The sequence below is a fragment of the Pseudomonas sp. Irchel s3f10 genome (assembly GCF_900187515.1).
GTDB classification, from domain to species: domain Bacteria; phylum Pseudomonadota; class Gammaproteobacteria; order Pseudomonadales; family Pseudomonadaceae; genus Aquipseudomonas; species Aquipseudomonas tensinigenes.
This window is the reverse complement of the sequence record NZ_FYDZ01000009.1, coordinates 15,822-33,352: the sequence shown is the minus strand read 5'-3', so window position 1 is coordinate 33,352 and position 17,531 is coordinate 15,822. Positions and strand designations below refer to the sequence as shown.

Annotated in this window: 14 protein-coding genes; 4 read left to right on the top strand and 10 right to left on the bottom strand. The window is 58.0% G+C overall.

Features of this window, described 5'->3' with window-relative positions:
• The first annotated feature begins 151 nt into the window (after positions 1-151).
• Together lexA and sulA are read left to right on the top strand one after the other, a co-directional pair.
• Positions 152-760 carry a transcriptional repressor LexA gene (gene lexA / locus CKW17_RS19225; RefSeq protein ID WP_095121048.1) on the top strand — a complete coding sequence of 203 codons (609 nt, stop codon included), beginning with the start codon at positions 152-154 and terminating at the stop codon, positions 758-760.
• Positions 761-770: 10 nt separating this feature from the next.
• Positions 771-1,244, top strand: coding sequence for an SOS-induced cell division inhibitor SulA (sulA, locus tag CKW17_RS19220; RefSeq protein WP_095121047.1), 474 nt, complete (start codon positions 771-773; stop codon positions 1,242-1,244).
• Positions 1,245-1,340: 96 nt separating this feature from the next.
• Here sulA and CKW17_RS19215 read toward each other — a convergent pair whose 3' ends face one another.
• The 7 genes from CKW17_RS19215 to CKW17_RS19180 all read right to left on the bottom strand — a co-directional run bounded on the left by CKW17_RS19215 (position 1,341) and on the right by CKW17_RS19180 (position 9,739).
• The gene (locus tag CKW17_RS19215; protein WP_003226592.1) at positions 1,341-1,574 is read right to left on the bottom strand and encodes a hypothetical protein; all 234 of its coding nucleotides are present in this window, start codon (positions 1,572-1,574) and stop codon (positions 1,341-1,343) included.
• Between the two features lie 106 nt (positions 1,575-1,680).
• A complete protein-coding gene (locus CKW17_RS19210; protein WP_095121046.1) occupies positions 1,681-2,205 on the bottom strand; it encodes a DUF6586 family protein in 525 nt (174 codons plus the stop codon).
• A 143-nt stretch (positions 2,206-2,348) separates the two neighbouring features.
• A complete protein-coding gene (gene topA / locus CKW17_RS19205; RefSeq protein WP_095121045.1) occupies positions 2,349-4,979 on the bottom strand; it encodes a type I DNA topoisomerase in 2,631 nt (876 codons plus the stop codon).
• Between the two features lie 114 nt (positions 4,980-5,093).
• A complete protein-coding gene (locus tag CKW17_RS19200; protein WP_007910467.1) occupies positions 5,094-5,330 on the bottom strand; it encodes a DUF1653 domain-containing protein in 237 nt (78 codons plus the stop codon).
• A 98-nt stretch (positions 5,331-5,428) separates the two neighbouring features.
• The gene (gene fadA / locus CKW17_RS19195) at positions 5,429-6,604 is read right to left on the bottom strand and encodes an acetyl-CoA C-acyltransferase FadA (RefSeq protein ID WP_095121044.1); all 1,176 of its coding nucleotides are present in this window, start codon (positions 6,602-6,604) and stop codon (positions 5,429-5,431) included.
• A 32-nt stretch (positions 6,605-6,636) separates the two neighbouring features.
• On the bottom strand, positions 6,637-8,784 hold the full coding sequence (gene fadB / locus CKW17_RS19190) for a fatty acid oxidation complex subunit alpha FadB (RefSeq protein WP_034156439.1): 2,148 nt from the start codon (positions 8,782-8,784) through the stop codon (positions 6,637-6,639).
• A 517-nt stretch (positions 8,785-9,301) separates the two neighbouring features.
• Positions 9,302-9,739 (bottom strand): hypothetical protein, encoded by a 438-nt coding sequence (locus CKW17_RS19180; RefSeq protein ID WP_095121043.1) that lies wholly within the window; start codon positions 9,737-9,739, stop codon positions 9,302-9,304.
• Positions 9,740-9,842: 103 nt separating this feature from the next.
• Here CKW17_RS19180 and CKW17_RS19175 point away from each other — a divergent pair, with 103 nt between their 5' ends.
• The gene (locus tag CKW17_RS19175) at positions 9,843-10,280 is read left to right on the top strand and encodes a universal stress protein (RefSeq protein WP_095121042.1); all 438 of its coding nucleotides are present in this window, start codon (positions 9,843-9,845) and stop codon (positions 10,278-10,280) included.
• A gap of 174 nt (positions 10,281-10,454) precedes the next feature.
• Here CKW17_RS19175 and CKW17_RS19170 read toward each other — a convergent pair whose 3' ends face one another.
• Positions 10,455-12,377, bottom strand: coding sequence for an ATP-binding cassette domain-containing protein (locus CKW17_RS19170; RefSeq protein WP_095121041.1), 1,923 nt, complete (start codon positions 12,375-12,377; stop codon positions 10,455-10,457).
• Between the two features lie 214 nt (positions 12,378-12,591).
• On the opposite strand from CKW17_RS19170, the gene CKW17_RS19165 reads away from it, so the two are divergent.
• Complete coding sequence (locus CKW17_RS19165) at positions 12,592-14,520, top strand: transglycosylase SLT domain-containing protein (RefSeq protein ID WP_095121040.1); 1,929 nt, start codon at positions 12,592-12,594, stop codon at positions 14,518-14,520.
• Between the two features lie 79 nt (positions 14,521-14,599).
• Here the strand turns inward: CKW17_RS19165 and CKW17_RS19160 are convergent, their stop codons facing one another.
• Positions 14,600-15,628 (bottom strand): Fic family protein, encoded by a 1,029-nt coding sequence (locus tag CKW17_RS19160; RefSeq protein ID WP_095121039.1) that lies wholly within the window; start codon positions 15,626-15,628, stop codon positions 14,600-14,602.
• Positions 15,629-15,685: 57 nt separating this feature from the next.
• Positions 15,686-17,470 carry an ABC transporter transmembrane domain-containing protein gene (locus CKW17_RS19155; RefSeq protein WP_095121038.1) on the bottom strand — a complete coding sequence of 595 codons (1,785 nt, stop codon included), beginning with the start codon at positions 17,468-17,470 and terminating at the stop codon, positions 15,686-15,688.
• Positions 17,471-17,531: the final 61 nt, after the last annotated feature.

Sequence of the window (17,531 nt, the reverse complement as noted above, 5' to 3'; positions counted from 1 at the left end):
GAATGGTCGGTCAGCTATTTAACCACACAAGGCCGACGCTTTATTAAACCCTTCTTCCGACCGTCCGGCGGCAGGCAAAAAAACGGGCATTGCCAAGGGCGCTTCACTGTATATAATCCCAGTCACTGTATAAAAAGACAGAGCGATCAATATGCTAAAGCTGACGCCACGCCAAGCCGAGATTCTGGCCTTTATCAAACGTTGCCTAGAAGACCACGGCTACCCGCCAACCCGTGCGGAAATCGCTCAGGAACTGGGCTTCAAGTCGCCGAACGCGGCTGAAGAACATCTCAAGGCACTGGCCCGCAAAGGTGCCATCGAGATGACCCCTGGCGCTTCTCGCGGCATTCGCATTCCCGGCTTCGAAGCCAAGGCCGACGACTCCACCCTGCCGATCATTGGCCGGGTCGCTGCCGGCGCGCCAATCCTCGCCCAGCAGCATATCGAGGAATCCTGCAACATCAACCCGACCTTCTTTCACCCTCGTGCCGACTACCTGTTGCGCGTGCACGGCATGAGCATGAAGGACATCGGCATTTTCGACGGCGACCTCCTCGCGGTGCACACCACCCGTGAAGCGCGTAACGGCCAGGTTGTCGTCGCACGCATCGGCGATGAAGTAACGGTCAAACGCTTCAAGCGTGAAGGCAGCAAGGTCTGGCTGATTGCCGAAAACCCCGAGTTCGCCCCTATCGAAGTTGACCTGAAAGATCAGGAACTGGTGATCGAAGGCTTGAGTGTCGGCGTCATTCGCCGCTAAAGGAGGCTTTATGCAGTTCCCACACACCCCCCAGCAAACACAACTGCCTTTATTCGAAGCGTTTCTGGCGCAACCGATGGCGCCGACTCTGAAAGATGTGGTCGAGCGCCCGTGGAATGCCGAACCCGAAGTATTCAGTGAGCTGTCACTGCGGGGTGCTGCCGGGAACTGCCTGAACCTGCTAGCCCCGATCCTTCGCGAACTCAGTGAAGATCAGGACGCGCGCTGGCTGACGCTGATAGCGCCTCCTGCAAGCCTGACCCAGACATGGCTGCGGGATGCCGGCCTGAACCGCGAACGCATTCTGCTGCTGCAACCACGGGGCGCTCAAAGCGCTCAGCAACTGGCATGCGAAGCGCTGAAGCTGGGTCGCAGTCACACCGTAGTCACTTGGCTCAACCCGCTGAACGCAAATTCACGACAACAACTGATCAACGCCGCACGCACGGGCGATGCTCAGAGCCTGAATATTCGTTTGGGTTGATTGGTGGTTATACGCGCTGTGTGAAGCGCAGGGCTTCTCCAGGGAAAGAGAAGCCGATCTGAAGCGGTAACGTCAAAAAGTAAAGAGACGCCAGGATCAATGAAGAACCCGCGGCCCCTCTTCCTTATCAAACTCGCCTTCAACCATACGGCCGGCCATCTGCACGCCGACGCTTAACATCGCCTTGGCGATTTCCACATGCTGACCTTGCAGGAACGCCTTGGCATCCTCGGAGAAATCCAGCGTCACCAAAGAACCCTCGTCCTCAGCCCTGCGCAGCTCGATTCGGCCGTCTGGTAACTCGACAATTTCTAGAAAGGACGTTGGCATATAGGTCTGTTCTCCACGAAAGGCAGGGATTATATAGACATCATTCAGGCTTCGCTCGGGATCTTGACCAGCAGCATGTTTCAGATTGCCACCGTGTCAATCGCCCTCAGCACTCGTTCAAGCCTTCGCGAAAGCGAATCGCCAAGCCCTTCAGATTCTGCCGCCAGCTCTCCAGCTCCTCTCGACTCAGCTCTTCTGGCGACTCCTCTTCATCCAGATTAATCGCCTGAATCAGCGGCTGAGTCACGTCCCCTTTGGGCTTGTGTGGCACCCGTGGCGGCTGAAACAGCGCCGAATGCGCAGCCAGCAGTTTCGCCAACCAGGTTTCAGAGTTACCTGCCAGCTCGACCATTTCGGCCAACTCGGGAATCGCGATCGACTCCAGCACTTCACGCGTCAGCAGCATCTCGGCCCGCGGCGCATTGGCCTGCGGCAGACGATAGAAACCAGCGATCTCATGACAAAGCCCCAACAAGGCGCCGTACAGGTGAAACAACGCCGATTCTCGACCAGCCTGAATCAACGCCAGAGAATTCATCGCCCGCCCTTCTTCAGCGCGAGCCAGGGCTTCGAGCGACAGGCCGGCGAAATAGATCTTCTGATTGGTACGGGTATAGAGTTCGTGAGCCATGACGGCACTCTCCACAACGAAATAATTGCTTCACACAGGCCGGACAGTGTCGTGGATCAGTCGATCCTACCGCAAGTACAAAACAAAAAGGCCGCATGAAAACCCGTGGGTCGTCATGCGGCCTTTCAGTATCAGACTAACGCTTACTCGGCTTTGGCCTTCGTACGCTTGTCTTCAACCGTCCACTTACCGCCGTCGAAGTACGCCTTCCAACCGGTAGGCTTGCCGTCGACTTCGGTCTGCACGTATTGCTCTTTGGTCTTGCGGCTGTAGCGAATAACCGCTGGCAGACCATCAGGATCCTTCTTCGGCGCGTCGCAGAGGAAGTGATACTTCGGATCGATTTCGTCCTTGTGCGGCACAATCTCGATCACCAGCGGAGCACGGGTCTCACGGTTTTTCGGGAACTGGCTGGCGGCCAGGAACAGACCAGAGGCACCGTCACGGAGGATGTAGGTGTCGTTGACCTTTTCGCATTTCAGCTCAGGCATCTTCACCGGATCCATCTTCGGTGGCGCTGCATCACCGCTTTTCAGCAGTTTGCGGGTGTTCTTGCACTCAGGGTTGGTGCAACCGAAGAACTTGCCGAAACGGCCAGTCTTGAGCTGCATCTCGCTGCCGCACTTGTCGCATTCCAGGCTCGGACCTTCGTAGCCCTTGATACGGTAGCTGCCCTCTTCGATTTCGTAGCCAGCACAATCCGGGTTGTTACCGCAGATGTGCAGCTTGCGCTTCTCGTCCAGCAGGTAGGCGTCCATCGCCGTGCTGCAGATCGGGCAGCGATGCTTGCCACGCAGCACCAGCGATTCCGACTCACCTTCGTCGTCCGCAGCGATCTCGTCGCCCGGCACCAGGTTGACGGTGGCCTTGCAGCGTTCTTTCGGCGGCAGGCTGTAGCCCGAGCACCCGAGGAACACGCCAGTCGACGCAGTACGAATCTGCATCGGACGGCCGCAAGTGGTGCAAGGAATATCGGTCATGACCGGCTGGTTGGCGCGCATGCCGCTTTCCGGGTTTTCGGCTACTTCGAGTTTCTTTTTGAAATCGCCGTAGAACTCGTCCAGCACACTTTTCCAGTCGCGCTCACCCTGTGCCACGTCATCGAGGTTCTCTTCCATGCCGGCAGTGAAGCCGTAGTCCATGAGGTTGGAGAAGCTTTCCGACAGACGCTCGGTGACGATGTCGCCCATCTTTTCCGAGTAGAAACGACGGTTGTGCAAGGTCACGTAGCCGCGATCCTGAATGGTCGAAATGATCGCAGCGTAAGTCGAAGGACGACCGATGCCGCGTTTTTCCATTTCTTTAACCAGGCTGGCTTCCGAGTAACGGGCCGGTGGCTTGGTGAAGTGCTGCGATGGATCAAGCTTGATCAGCTTCATCACATCGCCCTGCGCCATATCAGGCAGAACGTCGTCGTCGCCTGGTTTGGCAATCTGCGGCATGACGCGGGTGTAACCGTCGAATTTTAGGATACGGCCCTTGGCACGCAGCTCGAAGTCGCCAGCGCCGACGCTGACGGTGGTCGACAAGTATTGCGCCGGCAGCATCTGGCAAGCGAGGAACTGGCGCCAGATCAGTTCGTAGAGGCGCTCAGCGTCACGCTCCATGCCTGCGAGTTTGGTCGGCGTGGTGTTGGCGTCGGAAGGACGGATCGCTTCGTGAGCCTCTTGCGCGCCTTCTTTGCTGCTGTAGACGTTCGGTGTTTCCGGCAGGTACTTCTTGCCGAACTCGTCTTCAATGTAAGTGCGCGCCATCGCCACGGCATCAGCCGAGAGGTTGGTCGAGTCGGTTCGCATATAAGTGATGTAGCCGGCTTCGTACAGACGCTGGGCCATCATCATGGTTTTCTTCACGCCGAAGCCCAGGCGGTTGCTCGCAGCCTGTTGCAGGGTCGACGTGATGAACGGCGCCGAAGGCTTGCTGCTGGTCGGCTTGTCTTCGCGTTTGACGATGCTGTAGCTGGAAGACTTTAGCTTCTCCAGCGCAGCCATGGCCTGGGCTTCGTTGAGCGGCTTGAAGGCCTCGCCTTTCTCGCGAGCCACTTCGAAACGCACGGTCGAGCCTTTCGTGGTGCCGAGATCGGCGTGCACTTCCCAGTACTCTTCCGGGTTGAACGCACGAATTTCGCGTTCACGCTCCACCACCAGCTTCACAGCAACCGATTGCACACGACCGGCGGACAGACCACGAGCGATTTTCGCCCACAGCAACGGCGAGACCATGTAACCCACAACGCGGTCGAGGAAGCGACGCGCCTGTTGAGCGTTGACACGATCGATGTCCAGCTCGCCCGGTTCCGAGAAGGCTTCCTGAATCGCCTTCTTGGTGATTTCGTTGAACACCACGCGCTTGTAGCGGCTGTCGTCACCACCGATGGCTTCGCGCAGGTGCCAGGCAATGGCTTCCCCCTCGCGATCCAAGTCGGTTGCGAGATAGATGGTGTCAGCATCTTTGGCGAGCCGGCGCAGCTCTTCGATGACCTTCTCTTTACCCGGGAGGATCTCGTACTTGGCTTTCCAGCCATGATCGGGATCGACACCCATACGCGAGACCAGCTGCTTGCGCGCTTTCTCTTTCGGCGAGAGCACCGGACCTTCGCCCGCAGCAGCCTTGCCGCGCTTGGCGGCTGGCTCTTTGCTGGCGCTAGCCGAACCGCTGGTGGGCAGGTCTCGGATATGGCCGATACTCGACTTCACCACGTATTGGTTACCCAGATACTTGTTGATGGTCTTGGCCTTAGCCGGGGATTCCACAATGACCAGCGATTTGCCCATGGATCAGAAAATTCCTGAATTCTAGAAGTGAAAGGCGGTTGGCGCCTGACGCGGCACCGCTATATATAGTTGATACAAGGTGAGGTCAAGCACAGGGTTCTGTGCGCCCTCGCCTTATGCCTTGGAAAAAAGGCTCGGTTCGGCTTGCACCAAAGCAAAGCGTGGCACCTGCTCGCCGTCAACTTCGACTGACTCGAGAAACATGCTCAGAGGGCGCACCCAAAAGCCGTAATCGCCATACAGGGCTTGGTAAAAGACCACTTCTTCTTCGGTCTCGGAATGCCGCGCAACACTGAATACGCGGTACTGCGGACCTTTGTAATGTTGGTAGAGCCCAGGTTGTATCGGCATGCTTCGGCCCTCACTCAAATTTTTTCAAAATAAAAACAAAATAAATCCACAAAAACAAAAACCGGGGCACTTGGCCCCGGCTTCCATCGACGAGACGCTTAAACGCGTTCGAAGACAGTGGAGATGCCTTGGCCGAGACCAATGCACATAGTGGCCACCCCGAAGGTGCCGCTATTCTGCTTCATCACGTTCAGCAAGGTGCCGGAAATACGGGCACCGGAGCAACCGAACGGGTGACCCAGGGCGATCGCGCCGCCGTGCAGGTTAACCTTCTCGTTCATCTTGTCGAGCACTTTCAGATCTTTCAGCACTGGCAGGGCCTGTGCGGCGAAAGCTTCGTTGAGCTCGAAGAAGTCGATATCGTTGATGGCAAGGCCCGCACGCTTCAGGGCTTTTTGTGTTGCCGGAACTGGACCATAGCCCATGATCGCCGGATCCACACCCGCCACTGCCATCGAACGGATAACCGCCATTGGCTGGATACCCAGGTCCTGCGCACGCTGCGCCGACATCACGATCATGCACGAAGCACCATCGGTGATCTGCGACGAAGTACCGGCAGTCACGGTGCCGCCCTTTGGATTGAAGGCAGGCTTGAGGGCCGCCAGACTTTCCAGGGTGGTTTCCGGACGAATGGTTTCGTCGTAGTCGAACAGTTTCAGAAAACCGTTCTCGTCGTAGCCCTGCATCGGGATGATTTCGTCTTTGAATTTGCCTTCCACAGTTGCCTTGTGGGCCAACTGGTGGGAACGCACGCCGAAAGCGTCCTGCTGTTCGCGAGTGATGCCGTGCATTTTGCCGAGCATTTCTGCGGTCAGGCCCATCATGCCCGAGGCTTTCGCCGCGTACAGCGACATGTGCGGGTTCGGATCGACACCGTGCATCATGCTCACGTGGCCCATATGCTCGACGCCGCCAACCACGAACACGTCACCGTTGCCGGTCATGATCGCTTGCGCAGCAGTGTGCAATGCGCTCATCGACGAACCACACAGACGGCTAACGGTCTGGCCAGCCGAAGTGTGCGGGATCTGGGTCATCAGCGACGCCATGCGCGCGATGTTCCAGCCCTGCTCCAGGGTCTGGTTGACGCAGCCCCAGATCACGTCCTCGACTTCTGCAGGATCGACCTTGGCGTTGCGTTCCAGCAATTTGCTGATCAGGTGCGCCGACATGTCTTCGGCGCGGGTGTTGCGGTGCATGCCGCCCTTGGAGCGGCCCATCGGAGTACGACCGAAGTCGACAATCACGACGTCTCTTGGATTCAAGCTCATAAAATTTCACTCTCGCTCAAAAGTTGGGACGCTTAACCGAAGAACCGTTGGCCGGTTTTGGCCATTTCACGCAGTTTCGCGGTCGGGTGGTACAGCGCGCCCAAATCAGCGTACTGGTCAGCCAGGGCAACGAACTCGGCAACACCGATCGAATCGATGTAGCGCAGCGCACCGCCACGGAATGGAGGGAAACCGATACCGTAGACAAGACCCATGTCGGCTTCGGCGGCGGTTTCAACGATGCCGTCTTCCAGGCAACGCACGGTTTCCAGGCACAGCGGGATCATCATCCAGTTGATGATGTCTTCGTCAGTGACTTCGCGCTGCTCGTAAACGATTGGCTTGAGCACTTCCAGTACCGATGGATCGGCGACTTTCTTCTGCTTGCCTTTCTTGTCGGCCTCGTAGGCGTAGAAGCCCTTGCCGTTTTTCTGGCCCAGGCGCTTGGCTTCGTACAGCACGTCGATGGCCGAACGACGGTCATCCTTCATGCGGTCGGGGAAACCTTCAGCCATTACGTCACGACCGTGGTGACCTGTGTCGATGCCGACCACGTCCATCAGGTATGCCGGGCCCATCGGCCAGCCGAATTTTTCCATGACCTTGTCGATACGGACGAAGTCGACACCGGCGCTGACCAGCTTGGCGAAGCCGCCGAAGTACGGGAACAGGACGCGGTTGACCAGGAAGCCCGGGCAGTCGTTGACGACGATCGGGTTCTTGCCCATTTTCTTGGCGTAGGCAACGGTGGTGGCAACAGCCAGCTCACTCGACTTCTCGCCACGGATCACTTCCACCAGCGGCATCATGTGCACCGGGTTGAAGAAGTGCATGCCGACGAAGTTTTCCGGACGCTTGAGGGCTTTGGCCAGCAGGCTGATGGAAATGGTCGAGGTGTTGGACGCGAGGATGGTGTCCTCTTTGACCTGACCTTCCACTTCAGCCAACACGGCTTGCTTGACCTTAGGGTTCTCGACGACAGCTTCGACAACCAGATCGACGTGACCGAAATCGCCGTAGGACAGGGTCGGACGAATGGCGTTGAGCACTTCAGCCATCTTCGCAGCGGTCATGCGACCTTTATCAACGCGGCCAACCAGCAGCTTGGCGGCTTCGGCCAGACCTTGCTCGATGCCGTGCTCGTTGATGTCTTTCATCAGGATCGGCGTACCTTTGGAGGCCGACTGATAAGCGATACCGCCGCCCATGATGCCGGCGCCGAGTACAGCGGCCTGCTTCACGTCTTTGGCGATTTCGTCGTAGGCCTTGGCCTTTTTCTTCAGCTCCTGATCGTTCAGGAACAGGCCGATCAAGCTCTGCGCGGCAGAGGTCTTGGCCAGTTTGACGAAACCGGCAGCTTCGACTTCCAGCGCCTTGTCACGACCGAAGTTCGCGGCTTTCTGGATGGTCTTGATCGCTTCAACCGGCGCCGGGTAGTTCGGGCCCGCTTGACCGGCGACGAAACCTTTGGCGGTTTCGAAAGCCATCATTTGTTCAATGGCGTTCAGCTTGAGTTTTTCAAGTTTCGGCTGACGCTTGGCCTTGAAGTCGAACTCGCCGGAGATGGCGCGTTTGATCAGTTCAAGGGCAGCTTCCTGCAGTTTTTCAGGAGCAACCACGGCGTCGACGGCGCTGACTTTCAGAGCGTCTTCAGGGCGGTTTTCCTTACCGGAGGCAATCCATTCGATGGCGTTGTCGACACCGATCAGGCGCGGCAGACGCACGGTGCCACCGAAGCCTGGGTAGATGCCCAGTTTGACTTCCGGCAGGCCGATCTTGGCCTTGGTCGACATGACGCGATAGTCAGCTGCCAGGCACATTTCCAGGCCGCCGCCCAGCGCGATGCCATTGATGGCCACGACGGTCGGAACGTTGAGGTCTTCGAAATCGCTGAAGATCTTGTTGGCTTCGAGATTGCCAGCAACCAGCTCGGCATCCGGCAGCTTGAAGTTGTCGACAAATTCGGTGATGTCGGCGCCGACGATGAACACGTCCTTGCCACTGCTGACGATCACGCCCTTGATCGAAGCATCTGCCTTGATGGTGTCTACGGCCTGACGCAGTTCGTTCAGGGTTAGACGGTTGAACTTGTTGACGGACTCACCCTTGAGGTCGAATTTCAATTCGACGATGCCACTTTCAAGAGCTTTAACCGTGATGGCTTTACCTTCGTAAATCATCAACTGATCTCCACGATATGGAAGCTGAACAGTACACGTCGGACGCAGGCGAATGGCTCGGCAGGACGCTTTTTCGTCGATGCTGAAGCCAATCCACCCGGCACACCCGCCAACGCGATAGTCGGGATTCTGTAGGAGCAGTCTGTAAGACAAACGCTCAATTCATACGCCCGTTTGATTTGGGTACGTCACCTTCACGGAATTTCCGACAATTGTCAATCGCCCAAAATACGGGTTGAAATGCGACTTTGCGGTCATTTCTGTAAGACGAAGACCCGCAACACGCGTCTGCATGTGAAGCCATTCATAGAATCAATAGTTAGAAAAGTCGCCCTAATTCGCAGCAGCCCTTGTTTAAAGGGCTACGCTGGGTGGACGACAGGGAAATGCGCTGACTGACTAAGCATCAAAAAGATTTCCGGCCTGCCTGGCCACCCCAGCCCGATGAATCATGTCGGGCTTTTTATTGCGCGTCTGCCGGACCTTCCACACCGTTGCAGTGGGAAAAGTCCGCGCGTCATGCCAGTGCTTTCAGGGTGGCATCGATATCCAGCAAAACCGTGGCGTCGCCCTTCTCGCCCCAATACAAGGCGATCATCTGCTTGTCTGCCTCGACTTTGAAAACGTTGCCCGGCAATTTTTCGAAATGATTAAGCAGCGCCCGATCTTCGCAGACTTCCTGCCACTGATTGACCCACACCCCCGGCGCTTTCTGCCAGTAAGTCCAGCAGGCAGGCGACTTGCCACGGCGCGGTCGATGATACTGCGCGCACGGGTTCGGCGGTTCCTGCGCCAGCCAGTGCGGCCATTCCTGAGGCGCCAGTTGCATGGCCAGACCGATGCGGCGCGCCTCCATGCGCAGGGCGATGCGACCGCTTTGCGCGCGCGATGGGCGCAACCACGCCAGCGGACTTAAAACCACCAGCAGGATTGACACCACCAACCAGACCGTCATATCTCTATTCCCAATTCTTGGTCAGCGCATTGTGTCACTTTGGAACCAATGCGCTTGAAACCAGCCATACTTAACAATATTGAACCCTCACGAGGAGCACCTCATGCCCTACCACCACATCCTGGTCGCCGTAGATCTGACCGAAGAGTGCGACCCTGTGATTCACCGCGCCCGCGAGCTATCGGTGAGCAATGGCGCCAAGCTTTCGCTGGTGCATATCGTCGAACCTATGGCCATGGCGTTCGGCGGCGACGTACCGATGGATCTGTCACAACTGCAACAACAGCAGTTCGATCAGGCCAAGGAACGACTTGAGCGTTTGAAACAAAAGTACACTGAGCTTGAAGGTGCCAATTGCCACCTGACCTATGGCCAGCCACGCCAGGAAATCCATCATTTCGCCAAGGAACAAGCGTGCGATCTGATCGTGGTCGGCAGTCATGGTCGACATGGTCTGGCGCTGCTGCTCGGCTCGACCGCGAATGACGTGCTGCACGGCGCGCCATGCGACGTCCTCGCCGTCCACCTGGTCAAACGTTGAAACACCGCTCCATGTAGAAGTGAGTCTGCTCGCGATAGCGTTCTGACAGTCGACGAATTCGTTGAATGCTAATCCGCTATCGCGAGCAGGCTCACTCCTACAAGGAAAATGCGTTTACATATGAAAAGCCCGGCGTTCATCACTGAACGCCGGGCTTTTTCACATCCCGATCAATCAGGCATCCAGCTCGGCCCAACGTTCCATCAACGCATCCAGCTCAGCCTGCAACTGCTCCAGCGAAGCAATCACCTTGGCTGTTTCAGCCGGTGGACGCTGATAGAAACCGCCTTCAGCCATCTCGGCCTCCACTGCGGCGATCTGCTGTTCCTTGGCGTCGATATCGCCCGGCAACGCTTCCAGCTCACGCTGCAGTTTGTAGCTCAGCTTTTTCTTCGCCGCCGGAGCAGCTGCCGCAGGCGCTGCAGCCACTGCGGGCTCTGCAGTAACCACCGCCGAATTCAGGTCAGCCTTGCCCGATTTGCTTTCAGTCACGCCCAACAGACGCGGCGAACCGCCCTGACGGATCCAGTCCTGATAGCCGCCGACGTATTCACGCACCTTGCCTTCACCTTCGAAGACCAGCGTGCTGGTGACCACGTTGTCGAGGAATGCCCGGTCGTGGCTGACCATCAGCACGGTGCCGTTGAAGGTCAGCAGCACTTCTTCGAGCAGCTCGAGGGTTTCCACGTCGAGGTCGTTGGTCGGTTCGTCGAGCACTAGCAGGTTAGCCGGCTTGCTGAACAGTTTGGCCAGCAACAGACGTGCACGCTCACCACCCGACAGCGCCTTGACCGGCGTGCGGGCACGCTGCGGGCTGAACAGGAAGTCGCCGAGGTAGCTCAGCACGTGACGGCTCTGGCCGTCGATATCGATGAAGTCGCGACCTTCGGCGACGTTATCGATCACGGTTTTTTCCAGATCCAGCTGATGACGCAGTTGGTCGAAGTACGCCACGTCGATCCGCGTGCCCTCTTCCACTTTGCCGCTGGTCGGTTGCAGACCGCTGAGCATCAGCTTCAGCAGGGTGGTCTTGCCGGTACCGTTGGCGCCGAGCAGACCGATACGGTCGCCGCGCGTCAGCACCATCGAGAAATCCTTGATCAGGAGCGGGCCGCCCGGGTGAGCGAAACTCACGTTCTCGAGGACCATCACCTGCTTGCCGGACTTGTCGGCAGTGTCCAGCTGAATGTTAGCCTTGCCGGTGCGTTCACGACGCTCGCTACGCTCGACGCGCAACGCTTTCAGGGCGCGGACGCGGCCTTCGTTGCGGGTGCGGCGCGCCTTGATGCCTTGGCGGATCCAGACTTCTTCCTGGGCCAGTTTCTTGTCGAACAGCGCGTTAGCGGTCTCTTCAGCGGCCAGCGCGGCTTCTTTGTGAACGAGGAAGCTGGCGTAGTCGCCGTTCCAGTCGATCAGGCCGCCGCGATCCAGTTCGAGGATGCGCGTGGCGAGGTTTTGCAGGAAGGAACGATCGTGCGTGATGAACAGCACGGCGCCCTGGAAATCTTTCAACGCTTCTTCAAGCCAGGCAATCGCACCGATGTCCAGGTGGTTGGTCGGTTCGTCGAGCAGCAGCAGATCCGGCTCGGACACCAGCGCCTGTGCCAGCAGCACGCGACGACGCCAGCCGCCGGACAACTGGGCGAGGGTCTTGTCGGCCGGCAGTTGCAGACGGCTCAAGGTGCTTTCGACCAGAGTCTGCAAGCGCCAGCCATCACGGGCTTCGAGGTCTTGCTGAACGTGCATCAGCTTGTTCAGGTCTTCTTCAGTGACGCAGTTCTGCGCAAGGTGATGGTACTCGGCGAGCAACGCACCCACGCCATCAAGGCCTTCAGCGACCACGTCGAACACCGTCCGATCGTCGGCCACTGGCAATTCTTGCGGCAATTCGCCGATTTTCAGACCGGGGGCACGCCACACCGAGCCTTCATCGGGCTTCTGGTCGCCCTTGACCAGTTTCATCATGCTGGACTTGCCAGTGCCGTTGCGACCGATGATGCACACCCGCTCACCACGGGCGATCTGCCAGGACACCTTGTCCAACAACGGCATAGCGCCGAACGCAAGGGACACATCGCTGAATTTGAGCAGGGTCATGAGCTTCTCCAAAAACCGGGCGCGCATTCTACCTGAGTTAGGGCTTCAGCAGGCCGGCAATTTGTCTGTCGAAGCACTCTGCACAACATTTGTTGCGAACTTGTGCTGCGAGGCCCGCAAAGCTTTCGCCGCTTGCTGGCAAAAGGCTAAGCTACAGACAATTCAGTGCTGATTCGTGTCGGCACTTGTCATGATTTCTCTGCCCGGATGTCTCATGCGCAGTCGCCTTTTCAGTGTTTTGTCCTGTTTGCTACTTACCGCCGCTGCCGCTCAATCCGCCCAGGCGGTGGACCTGTCCACCCAACGCCAGTATTACGATGAAGCCAAGCGCGCCTTGGCCAAGGGTGATACCGGCCCGTATTTCCGTTACAGCCAGGCGTTGGCCGATTACCCGCTGGAACCGTACCTGGCCTACGACGAACTGACCGCGCGCCTGAAGACCGCGAGCAACGCCGAGATCGAGAAGTTTCTCGCCGAGCACGGTGACCTGCCCCAGGCCAACTGGATGAAACTGCGCTGGTTGCGCTGGCTCGCCGACCGTGGCGACTGGGCGACCTTCGTCAAGTATTACGACCCGAAACTCAACTTCACCGAGCTGGATTGCCTCAATGCGCAATACCAGATCACCCACAATAAGAAAGCCGAAGGCTATGCCAACGCCGACAAGCTCTGGCTGACCGGCAAATCGCAACCCGCTGCATGCGACGCGCTGTTCGGTATCTGGGCCGCCGACGGTCAGCTCACCGAACAGAAACGCTGGGAGCGCACCAAACTCGCCGCTCAGACGCGCAACTATCCACTGGCCAACAGTCTGGTCAACGGCCTGACCACCCTCGCCCCACGCGGTCGTCTGCTGGTGGATGTGGCACAGAAACCGGAGTTGCTGAATCAGCCTTCGCGCTTCACCCCGGCCGATGAGCCGATGTCCGACGTGGTCAGCCTCGGCCTGCGTCGCCTCGCCCGTCAGGACCCGGACAAGGCCATGGCGTTGCTCGACGGTTACGCCAGCAGCATGCATTTCTCTCGCGATGAAAAAGTCGCGATCGCCCGGGAAATCGGCTTGACCCTCGCCCGTCGTTTCGACAGCCGCGCGCTGGACGTGATGACCAAATACGACCCGGAGCTGCGCGACAACACCGTTTCAGAATGGCGCCTGCGCTTGCTGTTGCGTCTGGCCCGTTGGGACGATGCGTATCAGTTGACCCGCCGTCTGCCGCAGGATCTGGCCACCACCAACCGCTGGCGCTACTGGCAGGCGCGCAGTCTGGAACTGGCCCAGCCGCAAAACCCGGAAGCACAGACGCTGTACAAAGGCCTCGCCCGGGAACGTGACTTCTACGGCTTCCTCGCCGCCGACCGCTCGCAATCGCCGTACTCGCTGAACAACAAGCCGTTGGTCCTCAGCCAGGCGCTGATCAACAAGGTGCGCAACACCCCGGGCGTACGCCGCGCGCTGGAATTCCACGCCCGCGGGCAGATCGTCGACGGTCGCCGCGAGTGGTATCACGTCAGCCGCCATTTCAACCGCGATGAGATGGTTGCCCAAGCGAAACTGGCTTACGACCTGAAATGGTACTTCCCGGCGATCCGCACCATCAGTCAGGCGCAATACTGGGACGATCTGGATATCCGCTTCCCGATGGCCCACCGCGAAACCCTCGTGCGTGAAGCCAAGGTACGTGGTCTGCATTCGAGCTGGGTGTTCGCCATTACCCGCCAGGAAAGTGCCTTCATGGACGACGCGCGCTCCGGCGTTGGCGCCAGTGGCCTGATGCAATTGATGCCCGGCACCGCCAAGGAAACCGCGCGCAAGTTCAGCATCCCGCTGGCCTCGCCGCAGCAGGTACTCGATCCGGACAAGAACATCCAGCTCGGCGCCGCTTACCTGAGTCAGGTGCATAGCCAGTTCAACGGCAACCGCGTCCTCGCCTCCGCCGCCTACAACGCCGGCCCCGGTCGTGTGCGCCAATGGCTGCGCGGCGCTGATCATCTGAGCTTCGACGTCTGGGTGGAAAGCATTCCGTTCGACGAGACCCGTCAGTACGTGCAGAACGTGCTGTCGTACTCGGTGATCTACGGCCAGAAGCTCAACTCGCCACAGCCGCTGGTGGATTGGCATGAGCGGTATTTTGATGATCAGTAATCCAGCGCTTAAGGCCGGATAACGAAAAATGCCCGTATCTCGCGATACGGGCATTTTTATTGAGCTGTCGGCTGCCAAATTAACACTTCAACTTTTTAATCATCATTTTGCCAAGTTGAGTAAGCCGATATTTCTGGGTTGGATTCTTGGGTGATTGAGGATCGGTCATTTCGATCATTCCAGCGGTTAAGGCCGGCTTGAGATAGTTGGATCTGAACGTAGCCTTGTGGACCAGGCTCATCTCTGCCATCAGATCACTGATCCTCAGAGAACGGGCCCCCAGCGTTAACAATAATCTCGCTACTAGGTCGGTTACTGAGTCGGTTACTAGGTCGCTTGCTGACTCATTAGCGATGGCTTCACGCAACGAAACATTTAGCGCATGCAGCATGTACTCGACAAAAGGCGTTGACTCTCCCTGCTGATCAGAAGCAGACAAGGCAGAGTAATAGGCATCCTGCTCCTCTCGAATAACCGCTTCGACCGGCAAATACGCCAGGACCGGGCGCCATTGGCTCAATATCAATGTTTGCCACAGCCGTCCCATTCGCCCGTTTCCATCAGCAAACGGATGGATGAACTCAAACTCATAATGGAATACGCAACTGATGATCAGCGGATGCCATTCAGAGCGCACAAGCCATGCCAGCAAGTCATCCATCAGCGGTGATATGCGGCTCGGAGGCGGCGCCATATGAACCAGTTGCGCTCCGCGATAAATCCCCACACCTGCTCGACGAAAGTGCCCGCACTCATCAATCAGCCCATGCATCAACAACTCATGCGCTTGAAGCAGGTCAGCCCTGTTGTCAGGCTGCCATTGCAGCATGGTTTCATACGCTGTAAATGCATTGCGCACTTCTTGAATTTCCTTGGGCAAACCTAAAACCCGTTGCCCGGCGAGCACTGCGGTTACCTGCTCGACGCTCAATGTATTGTTTTCGATTGCTAAAGAGGCCTGAATCGTACGGATACGATTGCCTCGGCGCAGATGAGGCGTCTGCCGACTGTCGCCCCCAGCCGAAAGCTGACCGATTTGCTCGCTGATTTCGGCGATCAACGCAATCATTCGTGTGGTTAGGGTCAACGGCGGTTGGTAACGGCTCATGTCCTCATCCAGGCATTCCAAACAGGCCGCCATAATGCCCGATACGAGCAGTGTCCATCAGACTTGATCAACCGTTACTTTTCCATCATTAAACTGCAACGCCGCCAACCGCGCATACAGCGGATTGCTGGCAATCAGCTCCTGATGAGTACCAATGGCCACAAGCTTGCCCTGATCCATCACCGCAATCCGGTCAGCGTTTTTCACCGTGGCCAGTCGATGCGCGATCACCAGCGTAGTGCGGTTCTGCATCAGACTCGGCAAGGCTTCCTGAATCAGGTGTTCACTCTGCGCATCGAGGGCGCTGGTGGCTTCGTCCAGCAGCAGGATCGGTGCGTCGACCAGCAATGCCCTTGCGATCGCCAGACGTTGGCGCTGGCCGCCGGAAAGACCAAGGCCACCATCGCCGAGATGGGTCTGGTAACCGTTGGGCATTTTCTCGATGAAGTCGTGGGCGTGAGCAATTTTTGCCGCGTCCTTGACTTGCTCCAGCGTCGCCCCCGGGTTGCCGTAACGAATGTTTTCTTCAACGCTACCGAAAAACAGCGCCGGCGACTGTGATACCAAAGCGAAGTGACGACGCAGGTCCAGCGGGTCGAGACTGGTCAGCGGCACACCATCAATCAGGATCCGCCCTTCCACGGGGTCATAAAAGCGCAATAGCAAATCGTACACCGTGGACTTGCCGGCGCCGGATGGCCCAACCAGCGCCAGCGTCTCACCGGCCCGGATGGCCAGATTCAAACCGTTGACGGCGTAGCTTTCCGGACGCGAAGGGTAGGAAAAACGCACGTCCTGAAATTGCAATTCGCCGCGCACGCGCTCTGGCAGGGTCACAAGCCCGGTGGCGGGCGGCTGGATGATATTTTCCGAACCCAACAGCTCAGCGATTCGTTCGGCGGCCCCGGCCGCGCGCTGCAGTTCGCCAATCACCTCACTCAACGTGCCAATCGCACTGCCGACGATCAGACTGTAAAAGACAAACGCGGCCAGTTCGCCACCGGTGATGCGCCCGGCGATCACGTCCATGCCGCCGACCCACAACATCACCGCCACCGCACCGAGCACCAGTACGATCACCATGGTGATCATCCACGAACGCTGAAAGATGCGTTTGCGCGCAGTGTCGAAGGCGTCCTCAACCGTTGTCGCAAAACGCCGCTCATCCTGCACCTGATGGTTGTAGGCCTGCACGGTTTTGATCTGGCCGAGGGTTTCGGAAACGTAGCTACCGATATCGGCGACCCGATCCTGGCTCAACCGCGACAGATTGCGCACGCGCCGGCCGAAAATCAGAATCGGTGCCACCACGAACGGCAAGGCAATTACCACGATGCTGGTGAGTTTCGCGTTGGTCACGAACAACAGAATGACACCACCAATGACCATCAGCAGGTTGCGCAGGAACATCGACAGCGACGAGCCGATTACCGACTGCAGGAGTGTCGTGTCGGCCGTCAGCCGCGACTGAATCTCCGAACTGCGATTGTTCTCATAGAAGCCGGGGTGCAGATAGACCAGATGGTTGAAGACCTCACGGCGAATGTCGGCCACGCAACGCTCGCCGATCCACGACACCCAGTAGAACCGAGCAAACGTGCCCACCGCCAAACCCAGCACCATCAGCATGAAGATGCCGATACTCTGGTTGAGCTGATGCGGCGACTGAGTCATGAAGCCGCGGTCGACCAACAGTTTGATCCCCTGCCCCATCGACAACGTGACGGCGGCGGTGACGATCAACGCCAGCAGCGCAGCGATGACTTGCCAGCGGTAAGGGGCCAGAAATCGACTGGTCAGACGCAGGGCCCGACGGTGTCGTGAAGAAAGCTTCGGGGTCATTCAGGTACACATCCGTGTTGGTGAAAGGGCTAGCCTAAACCTTCTTGGGGCGGAACTCTGT